Annotated in this window: 24 protein-coding genes; 21 read left to right on the forward strand and 3 right to left on the reverse strand. The window is 60.9% G+C overall.

What is annotated here, in order from left to right:
• Positions 1-118 precede the first annotated feature (118 nt).
• The 11 genes from B4F27_RS06315 (at position 119) to B4F27_RS06365 (ending at position 11,772) form a co-directional block, all read left to right on the forward strand.
• A complete protein-coding gene (locus B4F27_RS06315; protein ID WP_286759181.1) occupies positions 119-613 on the forward strand; it encodes a class I SAM-dependent methyltransferase in 495 nt (164 codons plus the stop codon).
• Between the two features lie 165 nt (positions 614-778).
• Positions 779-1,834 (forward strand): C4-dicarboxylate TRAP transporter substrate-binding protein, encoded by a 1,056-nt coding sequence (locus B4F27_RS06320; protein WP_037943567.1) that lies wholly within the window; start codon positions 779-781, stop codon positions 1,832-1,834.
• Between the two features lie 27 nt (positions 1,835-1,861).
• A complete protein-coding gene (locus tag B4F27_RS06325; RefSeq protein WP_286759182.1) occupies positions 1,862-2,395 on the forward strand; it encodes a TRAP transporter small permease in 534 nt (177 codons plus the stop codon).
• A complete protein-coding gene (locus B4F27_RS06330) occupies positions 2,395-3,735 on the forward strand; it encodes a TRAP transporter large permease (RefSeq protein ID WP_005851928.1) in 1,341 nt (446 codons plus the stop codon). The genes B4F27_RS06325 and B4F27_RS06330 overlap by 1 nt, the downstream gene beginning before the upstream one ends.
• Positions 3,732-4,508 (forward strand): IclR family transcriptional regulator, encoded by a 777-nt coding sequence (locus tag B4F27_RS06335; RefSeq protein ID WP_286759183.1) that lies wholly within the window; start codon positions 3,732-3,734, stop codon positions 4,506-4,508. Before B4F27_RS06330 ends, B4F27_RS06335 begins: the two co-directional genes overlap by 4 nt.
• Positions 4,509-4,536: 28 nt before the next feature.
• Positions 4,537-6,633, forward strand: a complete 2,097-nt coding sequence (locus B4F27_RS06340; protein WP_286759184.1) for an FAD-dependent oxidoreductase — start codon at positions 4,537-4,539, stop codon at positions 6,631-6,633.
• A gap of 46 nt (positions 6,634-6,679) precedes the next feature.
• Entirely contained in the window at positions 6,680-7,885 is a 1,206-nt protein-coding gene (locus tag B4F27_RS06345) for an acyl-CoA dehydrogenase family protein (RefSeq protein WP_005851934.1), read from the forward strand.
• A complete protein-coding gene (locus B4F27_RS06350; RefSeq protein ID WP_132997029.1) occupies positions 7,882-9,015 on the forward strand; it encodes an acyl-CoA dehydrogenase family protein in 1,134 nt (377 codons plus the stop codon). Before B4F27_RS06345 ends, B4F27_RS06350 begins: the two co-directional genes overlap by 4 nt.
• The gene (locus B4F27_RS06355; RefSeq protein ID WP_235208512.1) at positions 8,966-9,424 is read left to right on the forward strand and encodes a PaaI family thioesterase; all 459 of its coding nucleotides are present in this window, start codon (positions 8,966-8,968) and stop codon (positions 9,422-9,424) included. Before B4F27_RS06350 ends, B4F27_RS06355 begins: the two co-directional genes overlap by 50 nt.
• Positions 9,421-10,194 carry an oxepin-CoA hydrolase, alternative type gene (locus B4F27_RS06360; RefSeq protein ID WP_037963500.1) on the forward strand — a complete coding sequence of 258 codons (774 nt, stop codon included), beginning with the start codon at positions 9,421-9,423 and terminating at the stop codon, positions 10,192-10,194. The genes B4F27_RS06355 and B4F27_RS06360 overlap by 4 nt, the downstream gene beginning before the upstream one ends.
• Positions 10,195-10,278: 84 nt before the next feature.
• The gene (locus B4F27_RS06365) at positions 10,279-11,772 is read left to right on the forward strand and encodes a class I adenylate-forming enzyme family protein (RefSeq protein ID WP_286759185.1); all 1,494 of its coding nucleotides are present in this window, start codon (positions 10,279-10,281) and stop codon (positions 11,770-11,772) included.
• Between the two features lie 97 nt (positions 11,773-11,869).
• On the opposite strand, the gene rpe is transcribed toward B4F27_RS06365, so the two are convergent.
• Positions 11,870-12,559: a ribulose-phosphate 3-epimerase gene (rpe, locus tag B4F27_RS06370; protein ID WP_286759186.1), complete on the reverse strand. Its 690-nt coding sequence runs from the start codon at positions 12,557-12,559 to the stop codon at positions 11,870-11,872.
• 240 nt (positions 12,560-12,799) lie between these two features.
• Here rpe and B4F27_RS06375 point away from each other — a divergent pair, with 240 nt between their 5' ends.
• From B4F27_RS06375 to B4F27_RS06395, 5 genes are all read left to right on the forward strand, one after another.
• Complete coding sequence (locus B4F27_RS06375; RefSeq protein ID WP_074635256.1) at positions 12,800-13,819, forward strand: ABC transporter substrate-binding protein; 1,020 nt, start codon at positions 12,800-12,802, stop codon at positions 13,817-13,819.
• A gap of 69 nt (positions 13,820-13,888) precedes the next feature.
• The gene (locus B4F27_RS06380; protein WP_037963492.1) at positions 13,889-14,656 is read left to right on the forward strand and encodes an ABC transporter ATP-binding protein; all 768 of its coding nucleotides are present in this window, start codon (positions 13,889-13,891) and stop codon (positions 14,654-14,656) included.
• The gene (locus B4F27_RS06385; protein ID WP_286759187.1) at positions 14,649-15,455 is read left to right on the forward strand and encodes an ABC transporter permease; all 807 of its coding nucleotides are present in this window, start codon (positions 14,649-14,651) and stop codon (positions 15,453-15,455) included. The genes B4F27_RS06380 and B4F27_RS06385 overlap by 8 nt, the downstream gene beginning before the upstream one ends.
• A gap of 67 nt (positions 15,456-15,522) precedes the next feature.
• Positions 15,523-15,738, forward strand: a complete 216-nt coding sequence (locus tag B4F27_RS06390; protein ID WP_286759188.1) for a DUF2945 domain-containing protein — start codon at positions 15,523-15,525, stop codon at positions 15,736-15,738.
• A 3-nt stretch (positions 15,739-15,741) separates the two neighbouring features.
• Positions 15,742-16,707 carry a DNA topoisomerase IB gene (locus B4F27_RS06395; RefSeq protein WP_286759189.1) on the forward strand — a complete coding sequence of 322 codons (966 nt, stop codon included), beginning with the start codon at positions 15,742-15,744 and terminating at the stop codon, positions 16,705-16,707.
• A 7-nt stretch (positions 16,708-16,714) separates the two neighbouring features.
• Here B4F27_RS06395 and B4F27_RS06400 read toward each other — a convergent pair whose 3' ends face one another.
• On the reverse strand, positions 16,715-17,032 hold the full coding sequence (locus B4F27_RS06400) for an ArsR/SmtB family transcription factor (protein ID WP_037963674.1): 318 nt from the start codon (positions 17,030-17,032) through the stop codon (positions 16,715-16,717).
• A gap of 84 nt (positions 17,033-17,116) precedes the next feature.
• A complete protein-coding gene (locus tag B4F27_RS06405; protein WP_074635258.1) occupies positions 17,117-17,503 on the reverse strand; it encodes a hypothetical protein in 387 nt (128 codons plus the stop codon).
• Positions 17,504-17,574: 71 nt separating this feature from the next.
• Here B4F27_RS06405 and B4F27_RS06410 point away from each other — a divergent pair, with 71 nt between their 5' ends.
• The 5 genes from B4F27_RS06410 (at position 17,575) to soxZ (ending at position 20,308) form a co-directional block, all read left to right on the forward strand.
• A complete protein-coding gene (locus B4F27_RS06410) occupies positions 17,575-18,315 on the forward strand; it encodes a cytochrome c biogenesis CcdA family protein (protein ID WP_286759190.1) in 741 nt (246 codons plus the stop codon).
• 18 nt (positions 18,316-18,333) lie between these two features.
• Positions 18,334-18,906: a thioredoxin family protein gene (locus B4F27_RS06415; protein ID WP_286759191.1), complete on the forward strand. Its 573-nt coding sequence runs from the start codon at positions 18,334-18,336 to the stop codon at positions 18,904-18,906.
• A gap of 119 nt (positions 18,907-19,025) precedes the next feature.
• Positions 19,026-19,502: a sulfur oxidation c-type cytochrome SoxX gene (gene soxX / locus B4F27_RS06420; RefSeq protein ID WP_074635260.1), complete on the forward strand. Its 477-nt coding sequence runs from the start codon at positions 19,026-19,028 to the stop codon at positions 19,500-19,502.
• Between the two features lie 38 nt (positions 19,503-19,540).
• Positions 19,541-19,960 (forward strand): thiosulfate oxidation carrier protein SoxY, encoded by a 420-nt coding sequence (soxY, locus tag B4F27_RS06425; RefSeq protein WP_286759192.1) that lies wholly within the window; start codon positions 19,541-19,543, stop codon positions 19,958-19,960.
• An 18-nt stretch (positions 19,961-19,978) separates the two neighbouring features.
• Positions 19,979-20,308 (forward strand): thiosulfate oxidation carrier complex protein SoxZ, encoded by a 330-nt coding sequence (gene soxZ / locus B4F27_RS06430; RefSeq protein ID WP_037943597.1) that lies wholly within the window; start codon positions 19,979-19,981, stop codon positions 20,306-20,308.
• The last annotated feature ends 6 nt before the right edge of the window (positions 20,309-20,314 follow it).

Raw genomic sequence — 20,314 nt, forward strand, 5'->3', positions numbered from 1 at the left:
AAGCCGATAAACACCCAAGCGTCTAGGGGGCAGCGCAAAAACCAAGCGTCAGCGGTACACAAAGGGGGGCGGCGTCCCCATGTTGCATCAGTACGACCCAACCCGAAGGAGAACCGCGATGAGCCGCTTGCACATTTTTATCGACCGTATGGTGTCACAGCGTGCGTGTCTCGACCATGCCGCCGCCCTGACGCAGACAATGACGGGGCCGGTGTTCGAGCTGGGATTGGGCAATGGCCGTACCTTTCACCACATCCGTGAAACGATGCCCGACCGCGATATCTTTGTGTTTGAGCGCGCGGTTGCATCGAATCCCGATAGCACGCCCGAGGACCATCAGCTGATCCTGGGCGATGTGCACGAAACCCTGCCTGCGGCACTGACGCGCTTTGGCGCGAATGCGGCTCTGATTCACGCGGATCTTGGCGGGCATAACCTTGCAAAAAACGATGCTTTCGCGCGCGAAATCTCGCCTTTGATCGAGCCGTTATTGGCCGTCGGGGGCATCATGGTGTCCAGTGACCGGATGTATTTCGACAATTTGATCGAAATCCCCTTACCACCTGAAGCTGTGGAGGGGCGCTGCTTCATGTACCGCCGCGAGAAGTCGTGATCTGAATTAAGTTTTTGATAAGTATTGGTTAAATGGTGAGCGGCGTCGGTATTCCGGCGCCGCTTTAAGTTTCGCTTGCACGTTCCAAATCCCCTCCCTAGTGTGCGCCCGAGACATAGTGAAACGATGTTTCGCATGGTAAAACAATTCTTGGGAGGGAATTACATGTCCTTTTTGAAAAACCTATCTTTCGCTGCTGCAATGACTGTGGCTGCTTCCGTTGCCGGTGCTGAAACCGTGCTGATCCACGGCGAAGCAGGCCCGAATCGTGGTGCCCGTGCCGACGCGTTGCAGTGGTTCGCCGATCAGGTTGCAGAGCGGTCGGAAAACGATCTGCGCCTCGACATCCAGTGGGGCGGCGCGCTGTTCAAGGCGAATGCGGCTGTACAGTCCATCGGTGACGGTGTGGCGGATATGGGGTCGGTGATCGCGGTGTATTACCCGCAGGAAATGGCCGCCTATGGCATCGCCGATCTGCCCGTAAACAACCCGGACGCCTGGGTCGGTATGCGCGCCACGGACGAGCTGATGCGGTCGAACCCCGCGATTGCGGAAAATCTGGCTGAAAAGAACCTCGTGTACATCGGCACATGGACCACCAGCCAGGTGAACATCGGCTGTAAGGGCGACGCGATCCGTTCGGTTGCCGATATCGCCGGCAAGAAAGTACGCGGCACAGGGGCCTATGGTAAGGTCTTTGGCGACGAAGGCGCGAACATGGTCAACATGTCGATCTATGACGCGTACCAAGGGCTCGACACCGGTCTGATCGATTGTAGCCAAGGGTATTCCTACGCTGTTGCCGCGCTGAAGCAGGCCGAAGTCATGGACAACTACACCCTGCTGAACTGGGGCCAGGTTGGCGGCGTCGGCATCTTCATGAACAAAGACATGTTCGATGCGCTGTCCGAAGATCAGCAAGCTGTGCTGCTGGAAACCGGTGCGGATCTGTCCGATGAATTCGGCCGCATGATCACAACCGCGAACGACAACGCCATTGCCGCGATGAAAGAGCAAGGCGTCGAAGTGTTCGAGCTGCCCGCGGAAGAGCGCGCCAAGCTGGTCGAAGGCGGCGAGAAGTATCTGGCCGAGTGGGTCGAGACAGCCAACCGCACCGGTCTGCCGGGCGAGCAACTGCTGGAAGACTACAAGGCGCTGATCGCCAAATACACGCAAGAGCGCGACGAGAACGGTTACCCTTGGGCAGCTGACAACAACTAAACACAAGCTTTGGGAGGAGCAGGGACCATGTTGGTACCACTTGAGAAAATCCTGTTGGGGTTGGGCGCGGCTGCGGTCATCCTTTTGGGGATCTTGATCACGTCCAACGTGGTCGCACGCGCCGTCTTCGCATCTAGCGTACCCGATAGCGTCACTTTGGTTCGGGAGCTGATGGTTGCGGCCATCCTCCTGCCCCTTGCGGCAGCGACCGCAAACCGCGCTCACGTTAGCGTGGCTTTTGTGTCCGACCGGTTCGGGCCCAAGCTCCGGTCCTGGCTTATCGTGCTGGGGTCGGTCATGGGGATGATCGCCTTGGGCGGTCTGATCTATGCTGGCGGCCGCGAATTCCTGAGCGTTTGGGAAAAGGGTAGCTTTTTCTACGGTGATCTGAACCTGCCCAAATGGCCCGGACGTCTGTTGTTTGTGGTCGGTATCGCCGCCTGCTGGCTGCGGCTGGCGGAACTGGCGATCCGAGATGTGCGGACCATCCTGTCCGGGGGCATCGTCTCGGACGAAGAAAACCACACAATCGAGCTCGTTGCCGAAAAAGAGGTGCTGTAATGGATGCGTCGACCATCGGGCTGATTGCCTTTGCTGCCGTTCTGATCCTGTTGGCGCTGCGTGTGCCGATTGCCTTTGCGCTGGCCAGCGTCGCGACGATTGCGACCTTCTTTATCTTTGCCTTCCGCACCGGCACTTTCATGCCCGAACGTGCCATCCGTGCCACAACGTCGATGGTGTTCTCGAACTCCTTTGACCTGATACACTCCTACGATCTATCGATGATACCGCTGTTTGTCGCCCTTGGGCACATTGCCTATCGCGCGGATATCACGACCAAGATCTACCACGCGGCCAAGGTCTGGCTGACACGTCTGCCCGGCGGTGTTGCCATGGCAAGCGTCATGGGCTGTGGCGGCTTTTCGGCCATTACCGGCAGCTCTATCGCCTGTGCCTCGACCATGGGGAAAATCTGTACGCCCGAGATGCTGCGCATGGGCTATGACCCGCGTCTGGCAACAGCGTCGGTCGCGGCAGGGGGCACGCTGGGGTCGCTGATCCCGCCGTCTGTTCTGTTCATCATCTACGGTATCTTCACCGAGACCTCGATTTCGTCGCTGTTCCTCGCGGGTGTTTTGCCGGGGCTGCTGACGCTGGCGGGCTTTATCCTCGTGATTGCCGTCTGGGTCTGGCGTTCGCCCGAAATCGCCCCTTCGACAGCGACACGCTACTCCGCCAAAGAACGCTTTGCGGCGGCGGCTGAAAGCTGGCCTGCGGTCATGCTGTTCGTGTTGATCATCGGCGGTATCTACGGCGGTATCTTTACGGCGACCGAAGCGGCGGCTGTCTGCGTGGTCGCGGCGACGCTGATCGGTTTTGCGCAGCGCAAGCTGACCTTGCAGGGCCTGTGGGACGCGGTGAAAGAGACGTGCATCCAGACCGCAGCGATCTTCTTTATCGCGGCAGGAGCCAAGATCTTTGTGGCCTTTATCGCCCTGACCAACGTTGCCCCGATGATTGTGAACGTCGTGGCCGAGGCAGAGCTGTCCGTCGTGGTCCTGCTGCTGGCGATTGCCGCGATCTATCTGCTGCTTGGCATGTTCCTTGATCCCATCGGCATCATGGTTCTGACCCTGCCGCTGATGATCCCGCTGGTGGAAAGCTATGACATGAACCTGATCTGGTTTGGTGTTGTGGTGATTAAACTGCTGGAAATCGGGCTGATCACGCCGCCTGTCGGGTTGAACGTCTTTGTTATCGCCAATGTGGTGGGCAAAGAGGCTCCGATCGACAAGATCTTTGCCGGTATCACGCGCTTCCTCAGCGTTGACGTGATCGTGCTGGTGCTGATCATGTCCTTCCCGATGATCTCGCTGCTTATTCCTATGGCGGCGCGATGAGTGGGGACACCACAGACAGGAAGTTTGCCAACACTCTGGCGCGGGGGCTTGCTGTATTGCGGGCCTTTCGCGCCAGTGACAGCGGGCTCACCCACGCGCAGATTGCCGACCGGACGGGGCTGCCCAAGCCTACGGTGTCGCGGCTGACCTATACGCTGTGCGAACTCGGCTACCTCAGCCATGGCGGGCGCAATGACCGCTTTCGGCTGGGGCCGTCGGCTATCGCGCTTGGCTCTGTCGCGTCGGTGGCGGTGAACTTTCTGGATTTGGTGTCCGACGCCATGCAAGAGCTGGCCGATGAAACGGGCACGCTATTGCTGGTCGCCGTGCGCGACGACGAGAAAATGATGCTGGTGCGTACATGGCGGCCACAGAACGCTTCGACCATCTGGCTGGAGCCAGGGCACCGGATTCCCGTGTTCGGATCGTCGTCAGGCATGGCCGTCGTGGCGTCACTTGGCGAAGAGCGCTTTGAGCAGTTGACGCCCGAAGCGGATATGCGAAGGTTCCGGGCGGAGGGATATTCGCAATTGATAGAACAAGGGTTCGCCTACGCGTCGGAGGGCACACGATATGCCAGTACGATCAACGCCGTAAGTGTCCCCTATTTTGCCGAAGAGTTCGGCGAACCGGTATCGTTCACCGCCGGGGCCATGCCACATGATTTGCCCGATTCCCGTATCGTGCAAGAGGTCGGCCCCGCGTTGCGTGAACTGGTGCGTGCGCTTGAACAGCGCACCGGGCGCACCCCCGCGCTCAGCCGCCGGGACTGAAACAAGACTAGACCAAGGAATATGCTAAATGACTGACAAGATTGGATATACCCGCAAAGGCGACGTGGCCGTGCTGCGGATCAAGAACCCCCCGGTCAATGCGTTGTCCCATGCTGTTCGTGAAGGTCTGGTTGCCGGTATGGCGCAGGCCGAGGCCGATGACGGCGTCAAAGCCGTGGTTATCGTCGGCGAGGGCCGCGCCTTTATCGCCGGTGCGGATATCACCGAATTCGGAAAAACGCCGCTGGAACCTTTCCTGCCGGATGTGTGCAAACGGATCGAGGATTCTCCGCTGATCGTTGTCGCCTCCATGCATGGTGTGTCCTTGGGCGGTGGGCTCGAGATCGCGCTGTCGGCGCATTACCGCGTGGCACAGCCGTCGGCCAAAGTGGGCCTGCCCGAAGTGCATCTGGGCCTGATCCCCGGTGCCGGTGCGACCCAGCGTTTGCCGCGTCTGATCGGCGTGGACCCCTCGCTTGATCTGATTACCTCTGGCCGTCAGGTCAAAGCGGCCGAAGCCGAAAGCCTTGGCATCGTCGATCAGGTCACCGAGGGTGACCCCGAGGATGTGGGCGTCGCCTATGCCGAGAACCTGATCGCCACCAACGCACCGCGCCGCCCCGTCAGCGAGATCGCCGCACCCGCGCCGATTGACTGGGATGCGGCCTATGACGGGACGCTGAAAAAGGGTCGGGGGCAAATCTCTCCGGCGCAGGCGGTCCGCGCGGTTCAGGCCGCGGCAGAGCTGCCCTTTGACGAAGGCATGCTGGCCGAGCGCAAGATTTTCATGGAGTTGATGGAGACAGACCAGCGTCAGGGCATGATCCACGCGTTCTTCTCTGAGCGTGCGGTAGGCAACCTGCCGGAACTGAAAGGCGTCGAACCCCGCGCGTTGCAATCCATCGGCATCATCGGCGGCGGCACCATGGGCGCAGGCATCGCCACGGCTGCGCTGTTGGCAGGCTTCAACGTCGTCCTGATCGAGATGAAAGAAGACGCCGCAGAGGCCGCGCGCAGTCGCATCGCGGGCAATCTTTCCGGCGCGCTTAAGCGTGGCAAGATCACGCAGATGAAATACGACGCGATGACCAACACCGCGCTTGAGGTGTCGATCAACTATGACAGCCTCGCCTCGGTCGATCTGGTGATCGAAGCCGTGTTCGAGGACATGGGTGTCAAGAAAGAGGTGTTCGGCAAGCTTGATGCCGTGTGCAAGCCCGGTGCTATTCTGGCGTCCAACACGTCCTATCTGGATGTGGACGAGATCGCGGCCAGCACCTCGCGCCCTGCGGATGTGATCGGGCTGCACTTCTTCTCGCCTGCGCATATCATGAAGCTGCTCGAAGTGGTGGTCGCCGAAAAGACCGCCCCCGATGTGGTTGCCACGGGCTTTGCTCTTGGCAAGGCGCTGAACAAGATTTCCGTGCGCGCCGGTGTCTGCGACGGGTTTATCGGCAACCGTATTCTGGCAACCTACCGCACCGCCGCCGATCACATGGTGCTTGATGGCGCATCGCCGTTCCAGATCGACAAGGCGCTGGTGGATTTCGGCTTTGCCATGGGCCCCTTTGCCGTGGGCGATCTGGCCGGTCTCGATATCGGCTGGGCCACACGCAAGCGCAAGGCGGCGACGCGCCACCCTGCCGAACGCGTGCCGACATACCCCGACAAGATCTGCGAAGCGGGCAACTTCGGTCAGAAGACCGGCAAAGGCTACTATATCTATGAGGCCGGATCGCGCGGCGGCGTGCCGAACCCCGAAGTGTCCGAGCTGATCGCCGCCGAACGCGCCGAGCGTGGCATCACCCCGCGTGACTTTACCGACGCAGAGATCGTCCGCCGCTATATGGCCGCGATGGTCAACGAGGCGGCAAAGGTCGTGGGCGAGGGCATCGCGAAGCGGCCCTTGGACGTGGATATGGTCCTGCTCTTTGGCTACGGCTTCCCGCGCTACTGGGGTGGCCCGATGAAATGGGCCGACCTGCAAGGGCTGCCTGCACTGCTGGCCGACATCGAAAGCTACGCCAAGGAAGACGCCTGGTTCTGGGAACCCGCGCCGCTGCTGAAACAGCTGGTGGCCGAAGGGCGCAACTTTGACGACCTGAACAAACAAGCCGCTAAGTAAATGAACAAGGGCGCAATGCCCGTCAGTATAAACCGGAGGAAGACAAATGGATCTGAGCTATAGCGACGAAGAAAAGGCTTTCCGCGCCGAAGTGCGGGCCTTTCTTGAGGAAAAGCTCCCCAAGGAAATGAGCGACAAAATCCGCAAGGGTGAAGAGCTGGGTAAAGACGGTCAGGAACAGTGGCATGCTATCCTGAACGCCCAAGGCTGGCTGGCCCCGAACTGGCCCAAGAAATTTGGCGGTGCGGAATGGAACGCGGTTCAGCGTCACATCTTCGAAGAAGAAGCCGCTGCGGCCTATGCGCCGCGCATTGTGCCTTTTGGCCTGTCGATGCTGGCGCCTGTGCTGCAAAAATTCGGCTCGCAAGAGCAGAACGATTACTGGCTGCCCCGCATCCTGTCGGGCGAAGACTGGTGGTGTCAGGGCTATTCCGAGCCGGGTGCGGGGTCCGACCTTGCCTCGCTCAAGACCGAAGCGGTTCTGAACGACGAAGGCACGCACTACATCGTCAACGGCCAGAAGACGTGGACCACGCTGGGTCAGCACGCGAACATGATCTTCTGCCTTGTACGCACCGACAAGACGGTCAAGCAGCAAGAGGGTATTTCCTTCCTGCTGATCGACATGGACACCCCCGGCGTCGAAGTGCGCCCGATCATCCTGCTCGACGGCACCCACGAGGTGAACGAAGTCTGGTTCTCGGATGTGAAAGTCCCGGTCGAAAACCTTGTCGGCAAAGAGAACGAAGGCTGGACCTACGCCAAGTACCTGCTGACCCACGAACGCACCAACATCGCGGGCGTCGGGTTCTCGCAAGCGGGTCTGACGGCGGTCAAACGTATCGCCAAGGCAGAGATGTCCGGCGGCAAGCCGTTGATGCAGAACCCGCATTTCGCGGCACGTGTGGCACAGGTTGAAATCGACCTGATGGCGATGAGCACCACAAACCTGCGCATCGTCTCCAAGGCGGCAGCGGGCGCGGCACCGGGTGTTGAATCGTCCATGTTGAAGGTCAAAGGCACGATCATCCGTCAGGAGATCAACGACCTCGCACGTCGTGCGGCGGGTGCCTATGCGATGCCATTTGCATCCGAAGCGATCGAAGGGTCGAACCTGGCACTGCCTGATCCGTTGAATGCCGGCCCCGTCGCCGCGCAATATTTCAACAACCGTAAACTGTCGATCTTTGGCGGCTCGAACGAAATCCAGCGCCAGATCATTGCCAAAACAACGATGGGAGGTGGAGCATGAACTTCGACCTGACAGAAGAACGCCAAATGCTGCAAGACAGTCTGCGCCGTTTCCTGCGCGACAAATACGATACAGCAGCCCGCAACAAGATCCTTGAAAGCGACACCGGCTTTTCCGCGGACATCTGGAACGGTCTGGCCGAACTGGGCGTCATCGGCGCACTGTTCACCGAAGATCAGGGCGGCTTTGGCGGCGCCGGTTTCGACATCGCCGTCGTGTTCGAGGAACTGGGCCGCGCAGGCGTGGTCGAACCCTTCCTTGATACCGCCATTCTGGGCGGTGGTCTGATTGCCGACTTGGGCAATGAAGACCAGCAGGCCCACGTCGAAGAACTGATCGGTGGCGCGTTGCAGGTGGCTTTTGCCCACGGCGAACCCACCAGCCGCTATGACCTGAACCAGGTGACCTCCACGGCCAAGGTCGATGGCGACAACGTGGTGCTGAACGGTCGCAAGGCGGTTGTGGTCAACGCTGAAAACGCCGACATGCTGATCGTTTCTGCCCGCGAAAGCGGCGAGGCAGGTGACGAAAACGGGATCTCGCTGTTCCTCGTGCCTGCGGATACCAAGGGCATCACGCTGCAAGGTTATGCGCTGCTGGCCGGTGGTCGTGCCGCCGAAGTCACGCTGGATGATGTGACCGTCCCTGCCTCTGCCCGTCTGGGTGAAGCGGGCAAGGCGTTCAAGGCGATCGAGGCGCGCGTCGCTGCGGCCAATGTCGCGATCTGTGCGGAAACACTGGGTGCGATGGAAACGGCAACCCGCCTGACCCGCGAATACCTGATGACCCGCAAGCAGTTCGGCAAGCCCATCGGCACGTTCCAGGCGCTCGCGCACCGCATGTCCGATCTGCTGATCGAGATGGAGCAGGCGCGCTCTGCGGTGATCGTTGCCGCTGGCAACCTCGAAGCGGAGTACAAGGCGCGCGAGACGCATATCTCTGCCGCCAAGAACCTGCTGGGTCGCGCGGGCCGTCTGGTTGCCGAAGACAGCATCCAGATGCACGGCGGTATCGCCATGACGCAAGAATACGAACTGGCCCATATCGCCAAGCGTATCATCATGGCAGACCACCGCTTTGGTGACACAGACCACCATCTGGAGCGTTTCATTGCCCTTGCAGCAGCCTGATGAAAGCCAGCTGATCCGGGACGAGACCGGCACCCAAACCCTGGTCGGATATGTCGTCGACATATCCGATCCGGCCCACGGGCGCTGCTTTCTTGATCTGGGTCCGCAACACTTTAACCGCCATGGGGTTCTTCATGGCGGTATTGCCGCCACATTGCTGGATAACGCCTGTGGCATGACCGGATCGCTGAGCGTGGATCCCACCGGCCAGCACCCGTTCCTCACGATCTCGCTGACGACCCAGTTTCTGGCCGCGGGGCAGCCCGGGCGCGTGACCGCGACCGGCACGATCAAGGGCGGTGGCCGCAGTCTGCTGTATATCGATGCTGAACTCGTCCACGAAGACGGCACGGTCATTGCGACATCCACAGGCGTGTTCAAGCGCGTCCCACAGGAGAAACTGAAATGAGCGCTCGGATCGAAGACAAGGGTGACCGGATCGTCATCTGGAACGGAAACGCGCATAAGCGGGGGGCCCTGTCGCCCGAGCTTTACGCCTGCATCGGCCAAGCGATTGAAATGGCCGCCGAGCCGCGTATCCGTGCCGTGATCCTCACCTCCGAAGGGGATTTCTTTTGCGCGGGCGGCGATCTGAATGTCCTGATCGCCCGTCGCGACATGCCCAAAGATGAACGTCGGGGCAAGATCAACGAGTTGCACAGCCTGATCCGCGCGATCCGGTCCTGTCCGGTGCCGGTGATCGCCGCCGTCGAAGGCGGTGCCGCGGGCGCGGGGCTGTCTTTCGCGCTGGCCTGCGATCTGATCGTTGCCGCCGCCGGTGCCAAGTTCACCGCTGCTTACGTCAAGGCGGGGCTGGTGCCTGATGGAGGGCTGACCGCCTCGCTCGCGCGTGCGCTGCCGCGGCAGCTCGCGATGGAGATGTGCTTGCTGGCGCAGCCCGTCACCGTTGAACGCATGCATGATCTGGGCGTGGTAAATGCCGTCACCGACAAGGGCGGCGCGTTCGAGGCCGCGATGGCGCTTGCCGACCGCTTGGCCGCAGGCCCCCGCGAAGCCCAAGGGGTGATCCGCGGGCTGGTCGCGCAGGGCTATGACGTGTCCGAGGCCGACCAGCTTGAAGCGGAATGTGACGCCATGGCCCATGCCACCGGCGCAGATGAAGCCGCCGAAGGCATCGCCGCTTTCCTCGAGAAGCGCACACCGAATTACGGCGGCTGACCCTCGGCCACCGATCTATTGACCCAACCCGCAGCCAGACGCGCTGACCGGGTTCTGAAAGACTGCGGGGAGGCAGAGAATATAATGGTACGTGTAGAGCAATTTCTGGCGGATCAAGTGGCCGCACGCGGGGACGCGCCCGCGCTGAGCGACAGCACAGGGGTACGCTGGACGTACAAGATGTTCGACAAGGCAAGCGACGACATCGCGCAGGCGCTCAAGGATGCCGGTGTGCAGCCCAACGACCGCGTGCTGATGCTGTCGGAAAACTGTGCCGCCGCCGTGGCTACTGTGTTTGGCACGTGGAAAGCCGGCGCAGTCATCATCCCCGTCAACGCACGCCAAAGCCCGGGCGAAATCCAGCGGATCATTGACCACGCGGCACCTGCTGCTGTGCTGATGACCTGCCACGCTTCTCCTGATGCGACAGCCCATGCGGAGCGGTTGGATGCCGCAGAGATCACCGGTGCCTTTGGCACGATGCATCTGGCCAACCCGATCGCCAGCAACCCTGATGGCGATTTGAGCGATGTGGCCGTGCTGCTGTATACGACCGGCACAACGGGCGACCCCAAGGGCGTCATGCTGACCCATGCCAACGTGCGCTTTGGCGGCAATGCCTCGGCGACGCTGCGGGGGATCAATCCGGGCGATGTCGTCTATGGCGTGTTGCCGCTGACCCATGTTTTCGGACTGTGTTCGGTTATGACTGCATCCTGCTGCGCCGGTGCCGAAATCCGGCTGGAGGCGCGGTTCTCGGCTGAAAAGCTCTATACCGCGCTGACCACGGGGGTGAACTTCCTGTCGGCCGTGCCGCAGATGCACGCGCTGCTGATGCAATACACGAAAGAGCAGGGGCTGACGCAGCTCAACTCCGAAACGCTGCGCTATGTATCTTCGGGGGCGGCGCCGCTTGATCCGACGTGGAAGCGCAAGGCCGAAGCCTTTTACGGCGTCGCGATCCAGAACGGCTATGGCATGACGGAATCCACCGCCGGTATTTCGGCCACCAGCAACCCTCTGGGATCGCCCGATATCTCGGTCGGTCCGTCCTTGCCCGGTGTCGAGACCAAGATTGATGATACCGTCGAAGGCGGCAGCAATGGCAAGGGCGAGGTCCTGACCCGTGGGGCCCACGTCATGAAGGGCTACTACAAGAACCCCGAGGAAACCGCCAAAGTCCTCGGCCAAGATGGCTGGCTGCGCACCGGCGATCTGGGGACGTTCGACGAACACGGTCACCTGCATATTCTGGGCCGCTCGAAAGAGTTGATCATCCACGGCGGGTTCAACGTCTACCCGCCCGAGGTAGAGGCCGCGATCAACGATCACCCGCAGGTCATTCAGGCCGCCGTGGTGGGCCGGTCCACCGGCAATGACGAAGAGGTGCTGGCCTTCGTCCAGATCGCCGAGGGCGATACGCTGGACCCGCAAGACCTCAAGGCCTTCGTTAAGGAACGGCTGACTGGCTATAAACGCCCCAGCCAGTTTATCATCGGAACGGCCCTGCCTGCGGCCCCCACGGGCAAGATCCTCAAGCACAAGCTGATCGAGACATTCAAGGATCAGCTGGCCTGATTGGCTTCTGATTGTTCCCTGTGCGGTGTTAACGAAAAGGCCGGTCCCCCGTGGTGGGGGCCGGCCTTTTCCTTTGTCGCTGGTGTGCGGCTGGCGCTTAGACGTAGACGCCTTCGGCCGCAGCGCGGATAGCGCGGATGTTTTCGCCGTAGGGGGCAGGGTTGCTGACAGACCCGCCACGGAACACGGCGGAGCCTGCGACCAGCACATCCGCCCCCGCCTGCGCCACGCTGGAAGCGGTGTTCACATCAACGCCTCCGTCGATTTCGATATGCACCGGACGGTCACCGATCATCGCGCGCAGGGTGCGGATCTTGTCGCTCATGTCGATGAACTTCTGCCCGCCGAAACCGGGGTTCACGGTCATCACACAGACCAGATCGGCAACGTCGAGCAGATGCTCTACCGCTGCGGCAGGCGTGCCGGGGTTCAGCGCGACACCGGCCTTGGCACCGGCACCGCGGATTGCTTGCAGCGTGCGGTGGATATGGGGGCCTGCTTCGACATGGGCGGTGATCACATCGGCACCGGCTTTGGCGAAGGCATCAATGTAGGGATCAACGGGTGCGATCATCAGATGCACGTCCATCACGCCCTTGATATGCGGGCGGACCGCGGCGCAGGTGGTCGGGCCAAAGCTGATGTTCGGGACGAAATGCCCGTCCATTACATCGACATGTACCCAGTCCGCGCCCTGCGCTTCGATGGCTTCGCACTCTGCCCCGAAATTGGCAAAGTCGGCAGCAAGGATGGAGGGGGCGATTTTGATCGAACGGTCGAAGGTCATGGGATCGGGCCTTTTGTGAAAGGGAGGGGCTGATGCAGCGGTGACGCCCATATAGGCAATGTCACGCGCGCTGGCAATCTGGGGAGCCTTCGGCGAGGATTTAAGGCCATTTGGAAGCGGGCGAGGCTGGGTGCCGCGGGCAGTGACGCTTCGTTCTTGAGCGTGGTTTTCGGGGCGCGTGCGCTTGACACTACGTCATGCCACGACCCATTGTGCGCGCAAATTCAAGGGGAGGATATCATGACCACATTCAACCGCCGCCAGACGCTGGCGACCATGGGGGCCGCTGCCGCGGTCGGGCTTGCTGCACCGGCTGTTGCGCAGGGCAAAAAGATCACTCTGGGCGCGCTGCGCTTTACCAGCCATTCCGGCACATTCGTGGCCTATCAGCGCGAGTATTTCAAGCAGGCCGGTCTGGATGTCGAGCTCAAGTTCTTTCAGGCCGCGCAGCCGATGGCCGTGGCGATTGCCAGCGGGGATGTCGACTATGCCGTGACCGCGATCTCGGGCGGGCTGGTGTCGCTGGCGGATAAGGGTGCGATCAAGGTGATCGGCGGGGCCTTGTCTGAAGAGAAGGGCATTGATGGGCAGAAGTTTCTGGCCTCGGACGCGGCCTATCAGGCGGGTGTGACCGCGCCTGCGATGCTGGACGGGAAGAGCTTTGGCATGACCACGGCGGGATCGTCGTTCCATTATATGGGGTCAAAGATGGCGCAGGCCGAGGGGATCGAGCTGTCGTTCAAGCCGTTGCAGAAGGTGGGTGCCATCATCGGCGCGCTGAAGACCGGCCAGATTGATGGCTGGTCCATCGTGCCCCATATCGCCAAGCCACTGGCGGGCTCGGGTGCCGTGCATATCATCGGGAACGTCTCTGATTATCTGCCCGACTATCAGGTCACCACGGTCTTTACCTCGACCAAGAACGCGAGTGAGGAAAAGCAGCAGACGCAGGATTACCTTGCGGCCTATGCCAAGGGGGTGGCCGACTACAACGCCGCGATGATCGAACAGACCGCCGGTGCGGAAGGCGTGGCCGAGATGGTCAAGCTGATCCACAACTACGTCTACACGGACAAGACGCTCGAGGCCGCGACGCCGGGGATTGTCAACGGCACCATGCGTCTGAACGAGGGGGCCGCGTTGAACGTCGCCTCTGTGCGTGACCAGCTGAGCTGGTTCCAGTCCGAGGGGCTTGTAGATGCGGATATCACGCTTGAGACGTTGATCGACACTTCATTCGTCGACACCATCGGCGCCTGATCGCGCCATCTATACCAACGACAGGTCGGGCAGGCTTTGCCCGGCCTTTGATATTTCAGGACGTTTCTCATGGATCTTAGGTTAGCGGGGGTCAGCCATACCTATGGCGAGACCGAAGTGCTGCGCGATATCAACCTTGATATTCCGTCAGGGCAGATTGTCTGCATCGTCGGGCCTTCGGGCTGTGGCAAGTCGACCCTGCTGCGGATGCTGGGCGGGCTGGAGCAGCCGACTTCGGGTCAGGTGTTGCAACTGGGCACGCCCCCAGCCGGCTGTCTGAATCCGCTCACCTACGTATTTCAGGACTTCGCCTTGCTGCCCTGGCGCAGCGTGCGCGGCAATGTGGCGCTGGTGCTGGAGGATCACGGTCTGGACGCCGCCGCGCGGGCGCGGATCATCGACGATGTGCTGGCGCGTACCAAACTGACCGAGTTTGCCGATGCCCTGCCCAAGCAGCTTTCGGGCGGGATGAAACAACGGGTCGCCATCGCGCGCGCCCTGGCGGTGAACCCCGCGGTGATGTTGATGGACGAACCGCTGAGCGCCCTCGACAGCCAGACGCGCGAGCTGTTGATGGACGATCTGATCAGCCTGTGGACACGCCAGCCCTTTACCGCCGTCTATGTCACGCACAATCTGGCAGAGGCCGTGCGGCTGGGGCACCGGATCGTGGTTCTATCTCGCCGCCCCGGGCAGATCCGCGAAGTGGTCGAGCTGACCACCCCGTTGGCAGAGCGTGCCTATGGCGATGCCGCCCTCGAGGCGCAACAACAACATTTGTGGGGGCTGATGCGCGAAGAAGCCGCCGCCGCCGATGCGGAGTTGATCCATGTCTGATGTAGCACATACAAACAGCCGCCCCGTCACCTTTCGTGGCGGCGGCTTTGCCCCCAAGCAACAACGGGGCATGGGGGTCTTGGTCTTTGTCCTGCTGATCCTGCTGGCCGAATGGGGCACGCGCAGCGGCTTTATCTCTAACCTGACGTTGCCGCGCCCCTCGGATGTGGCGATGACCTTTGTCGAGCTGTGGCAATCGGGGATGCTGTTCAAACATTTGGCCCCCTCGCTCAGCCGCTTGGCTGTGGGGGCGACGCTCGGGGCTTTGGTTGGTGTCGGCGTCGGGGTGATGATCGGGCTGTTCAGCTATGTGCGTGCCGGGCTGGTGCCCCTGGTTGCGGCGCTGTTCCCGATCCCCAAGATCGCGCTACTGCCGTTATTCGTGATCTGGTTCGGCATTGACGAGGGCAGTAAATACGCGCTGATCGCCTTTGGGACATTCACGCCGACGGTCGTGGCGACCTATGCTGCGGTGGACAATGTGGACCGCGGATTGATCCGCATGGGGCAGAGCTTTGGTCTGTCGTGGTGGTCGATCGTGCGCAAGATCGTACTGCCGGGGGCGATGCCGGGCATCCTGTCGGGGCTGCGCATCTCTTTGGCGATTGCGATCATCCTGTTGGTGGCTGCTGAAATGCTGGGCGCGGAATATGGCATCGGGGCGTATATCCTTGAGGCCGGCAGTCTTTATGATCTTGAACGTCTGTTTGCGGGTGTCGTGATCCTGTCGGTGTTGGGGGTTTGCGTGAGCGCCGTGATTGCCGCCATCGAAACCCGCGTGCTGCGCTGGCGGGTCTGACCGGAGGGAACCCGTTTCGGGCATAGGTCGTTATTCTTTCACACCAAACAGTGCAAAGGGGACGACGATGTCAGGCATATCCAAGGGCACCAAGGTCAAATGGGACTGGGGGCAGGGCACTGCCAGTGGCAAGGTGACAGACCGCTTTACCAAAAGTGTGACCCGTACGTTGAAAGGGTCCGAGGTCACGCGAAACGGGTCCGATGATGATCCGGCGCTGTTGATCGAGCAAGACGACGGGGATGAGGTGCTCAAGCTATCGTCAGAAGTCGAGTCCGCCTGACATATGGGCGGCGCGGGGCTGACCTACTATGGCGATGACCGCCCCGGCATTTCGCGTCAGCGGCGCGGGCGCGGGTTTACCTATAAGGCACCGGACGGCACTACCATCGCCCGCGGAGAAGAGCGCGCGCGGCTGGAAGCGATGGCGGTGCCGCCCGCCTATGAAGACGTGTGGATGACGCCTTTGGTGAACGGGCATTTGCTGGCCACGGGGCGCGACACCCGTAGTCGCAAACAATATCGCTATCACGAAAAATGGTCAGAGGCGCAGGCAGAGACGAAATTCGCGAGCCTGGTGGATTTTGCGCATGCTTTGCCGCGCCTGCGCCGCTTTGTCGCCCGCGATCTGGATCAGCAGGCAGGGGAGCGCAGCTTTGCCTTGGCCAGCGCCGTCACGCTGATCGACCGCGCGTCGCTGCGGGTGGGTAATCCGGACTACACGCGCGAGAATGGCAGCTATGGCACGCTGACCCTGCGGTCGCGCCATGTCAAACTCGACGGGAATGTGATCCGGCTGCGCTATACGGCCAAGGGCGGCAAGAAGGTGCGGCGGCAGATCAACGACCGGACGCTGGCCAAAACGCTGGAGAAAATTAACGATCTGCCGGGGGCGGAGCTGCTGACATGGGCCGATGCGCAGGGCGAGGTGCATCAGTTGAACTCAGCCGGACTGAACACCTATATCGCCGAAGCATCGGGGTGCGACGACTTTACCGCCAAGACGTTCCGCACATGGGCGGGCACCGTTGCCGCCTTTGAGGCCGCCGAGAAGGGGCAGGCCACCATCAAGCAATTGGCCGAAGCCGCCGCCGCACAGCTGAGCAATACGCCGACCGTGGCGCGCAACAGCTATATCCATCCGGCGGTGATCGATCTGGCGGGCGAAGCCCCGCCCGAGATCAAGGTCGGGCGCAAGACCGGGCTATTCGCCTCGGAAGCGCGGCTGCTGACGTATCTGGAGCAGGTCTGAGCCGCGTCTACGCGTCGCTGTCCGGTTTGCAGAACATATCGTAGACGACTTCCATGATCTTTTGCGGACGGTCATCGGCCAGCCGGTAATAGATCGTCTTGCCGTCGCGGCGTGGCGTTACCAGGCCTTCGAGCCGCAAGCGTGACAGCTGTTGGGATACCGCCGCCTGACGGGCGGACAGCAGCTCTTCCAGCTCGGTGACGGATTTTTCGCCTGCAGAGAGGTGACACAGGATCATCAACCGCCCCTCATGGCTGATCGCCTTGAGGAAGTTAGAGGCACGTGCGGCGTTTTCGGCCATACGGTCCCGATCGGCTTGGCTCATTTCTGTGTCGGAACCGGGGGTGCCCACTGGTTAACATCCTTGGCTGAATAAAGGGGGATTGGCGTGCGCATATCGCAAGGGGCGCTAGCTTTTGGCGGGGTCTGGCATCAATTTGGCGTCGGATAGCATTTTTTCCAGAACGCCCCAAAAGAAATCTTCGCCCGGGTAGCCTTCGATGCGCGACACCTCATGGCCGTCGACCATCAACACGAACGTCGGCGTGTAATGCAGGCCGCGGGCAAAGTGCAGATCGGCGGGTTTGTCATCGTTGATATCAACGCGGCGCAGCGGGGCTGCCTTGCCCGCTTGGGTCTTGGGATAGATCGGGGCGATCTGGTCATCCCAACGGGCACACCATACGCAGCCCTGTTCCTCGACCATGATCAGCGCGGTCTGGGCCGCTGCGATCACAGGGGAAACCGCAAGGCCTGCGGCCACCAAGAGAGACAAGAAAGCAGTGCGCAACCGCATAGGGAATTCACCTGTTGATTTCAAAATACTTAATGTGAATATGTGAATGGCACAAGATAAAGGCAACCTGCATGCTTGAAATCACCTTTCTGGGCGCGGCGTTTGCCGGGCTTTTGTCCTTTTTGTCGCCCTGCATCCTGCCGATCGTGCCCTTTTATCTGAGCTATCTGGCGGGCGTCGGCATGAACCAGATCACGTCGGACGGGCCGGTGGATGCCGCCGTGCGCCGGCGCGCGGTCATCGCGGCGCTGTTCTTTGCGGCGGGGGTGATCACGATCTTTGTCGGGCTGGGGGCGGTGGCCACGACCTTTGGCCAGATCGTGCGGGACTATTTCGATATTTTGCGATGGGTCGCTGCGGCTGTTATCATTGCGATGGGGCTGCATTTTCTGGGCGTGATCCGTATCGGTTTTCTATATCGCCAGTTTCGTGCCGATGCGGGGAACACGACCGCGACCAGTTTTCTGGGGGCCTATGTGATCGGGCTGGCCTTTGCCTTTGGTTGGACCCCTTGCGTCGGGCCGGTGCTGGCGGCGATCCTGTTTACCGCCGCGGGGGCCGAGACGGCGGGCTCGGGCGCGCTGTTGCTGCTGACCTACGGCGTGGGCATGACCGCGCCTTTCGTGCTGGCGGCGCTGTTCATCGGGCCGTTCATGCGCTGGATGGCGGGGTTCCGGCAACATCTGGGCGCGGTAGAAAAGGCGATGGGGGTTCTGCTGATTGTCTTTGGCCTGCTGATCGCCACCAACTCGATCAACTATATTGCGCAGTGGATGCTTGAAACCTTCCCTGTTTTCAGCGCCATTGGCTAATAACCGGAGGGACTTTTGATGAAGATGATCCGAAACGCTTTGGCCGCGCTGGCGGCTGTCGCTTGTATGGTGATTGCGGGCAGTGCCGCGACATTGGGTGATGACGGTTTGCACAAGACCGCTTGGATGCGCGAGACCTTCAAAGATCTGCGCGACGATCTGGCCGAGGCGACGGAGGAGGGCAAGCGGCTGATGGTCATCATCGAACAGCGGGGCTGCATCTACTGCAACAAGATGCACGAAGAGGTTTTCCCCCTGCCCAAGATCGACGCCTACCTGCGCGAGAACTTCTTTGTCGTGCAGATCAATATGTTCGGCGATGTCGAGGTCACCGACTTTGACGGAGAGACATTGCCCGAAAAGGACATGGTACGCAAATGGCGTCAGATGTTCACGCCCACGCTGATGTATTTCCCCCAGACCGTGGAGGAAGGCCAGACGGCGGTAGAGGCGGCGGTCGCGACGGTGCCCGGTGCCTTTGGTCCGGCGACGACCTTTCACATGATGAACTGGGTCGTCGACAAGGAATATGAGGGGGACGAGACGTTCCAGAAATATCACGCGCGTATGCTCATTGAAGAGCAGGAATAACGGCGGTAGGATCCGCTAAATGCCGTGCTGCTATAAGAAATTCAATAAATTGAATTTATAGTTGCGTCATTTTGGCGCGGGCAGTAGGGTTTTTAAAATGAATGTCTGTGGGAGGACGCATGAAAGTTTCCGTATTTGCCCTGGTGGCCTCTGTCGGCTTTGCTGCGGCGGCGCATGCGGCCGACGTGGCCCCCGGTGACGTGGTCTATGATGAGTATGGCGCGGTTGAACAATCGCTGACCGGCACTCCCGGTAACCCTGAAGAGGGGGCCAAGATCGTGGGCAGCAAAAAGCTTGGCAACTGCATCGCCTGCCATCAGGTTAGCGCTTTGCCCGATATCCCGTTCCAGGGCGAAATCGGCCCGATGCTGGATGGCGCGGGGGACCGCTGGACCGAGGCTGAATTGCGCGGCATTGTCGCCAACGCGAAGATGCTGTTCGAGGGAACGATGATGCCTGCGTTCTACAAGGACAGCGGATATATCCGTCCGGGCAAGGGCTATACCGGCAAGGCGGCTGATGACACGCTGGGGCCTATTCTGGCCGCCCAGCAGATCGAGGATGTCGTGGCCTATCTTGCCACGTTGAAAGACTAAGAACCCCACCCAGCGGGATCTGATCAGGAGTGATGATAATGGAATTTACACGACGTAGTGCGATTGCGATGGGGGCAGGTGCCTTTGCCGCACTGTCCCTGCCCAAGCTGGCCGTGGCCGCCGCCGGGGATGACGCGATTGCTGCCTTCACCGGCGGTGCAGAGATGGCTGATACCGGCGTGACCCTGACCGCCCCCGAGATTGCGGAAAACGGCAATACCGTCCCGATCGAGGTCGACGCCCCCGGTGCCGCTGAAATCATGGTGCTGGCGCTTGGTAACCCCACGCCGCCTGTGGCGAACTTCAAGTTCGGCCCGCTGGCAGCAACGCAGCACGCCTCCACCCGTATCCGCTTGGCGGGCACGCAGGATGTGGTGGCGATCGCCAAGCTGGGCGACGGCTCTTTCGCCAAGGCGACCAGCACAATCAAAGTAACAATCGGCGGCTGCGGCGGCTAAGGCGAGAGGAAGAAAAACATGGCATCTGGTGTAAAACCCCGCGTCAAAGTCCCCAAGTCAGCAGCGGCTGGCGAGACCATCACGATCAAGACCCTGATTAGCCACAAGATGGAATCCGGCCAGCGCAAGGACAGCGACGGCAACACGATCCCGCGGTCGATCATCAACCGTTTCACCTGCGATTTTAACGGCGAGAATGTGATCGATGTCGCGATGGAGCCCGCGATCTCGACCAACCCGTATTTCGAATTCGACGCCACCGTGCCCGAAGCGGGGACATTCACCTTCACGTGGTATGACGATGACGGCGATGTCTACGAGGAAACCAAAGACATCGCGATCAGCTAAGCGTCT

Source organism: Sulfitobacter sp. UBA1132, from assembly GCF_002311545.1.
GTDB lineage: Bacteria > Pseudomonadota > Alphaproteobacteria > Rhodobacterales > Rhodobacteraceae > Sulfitobacter > Sulfitobacter pontiacus.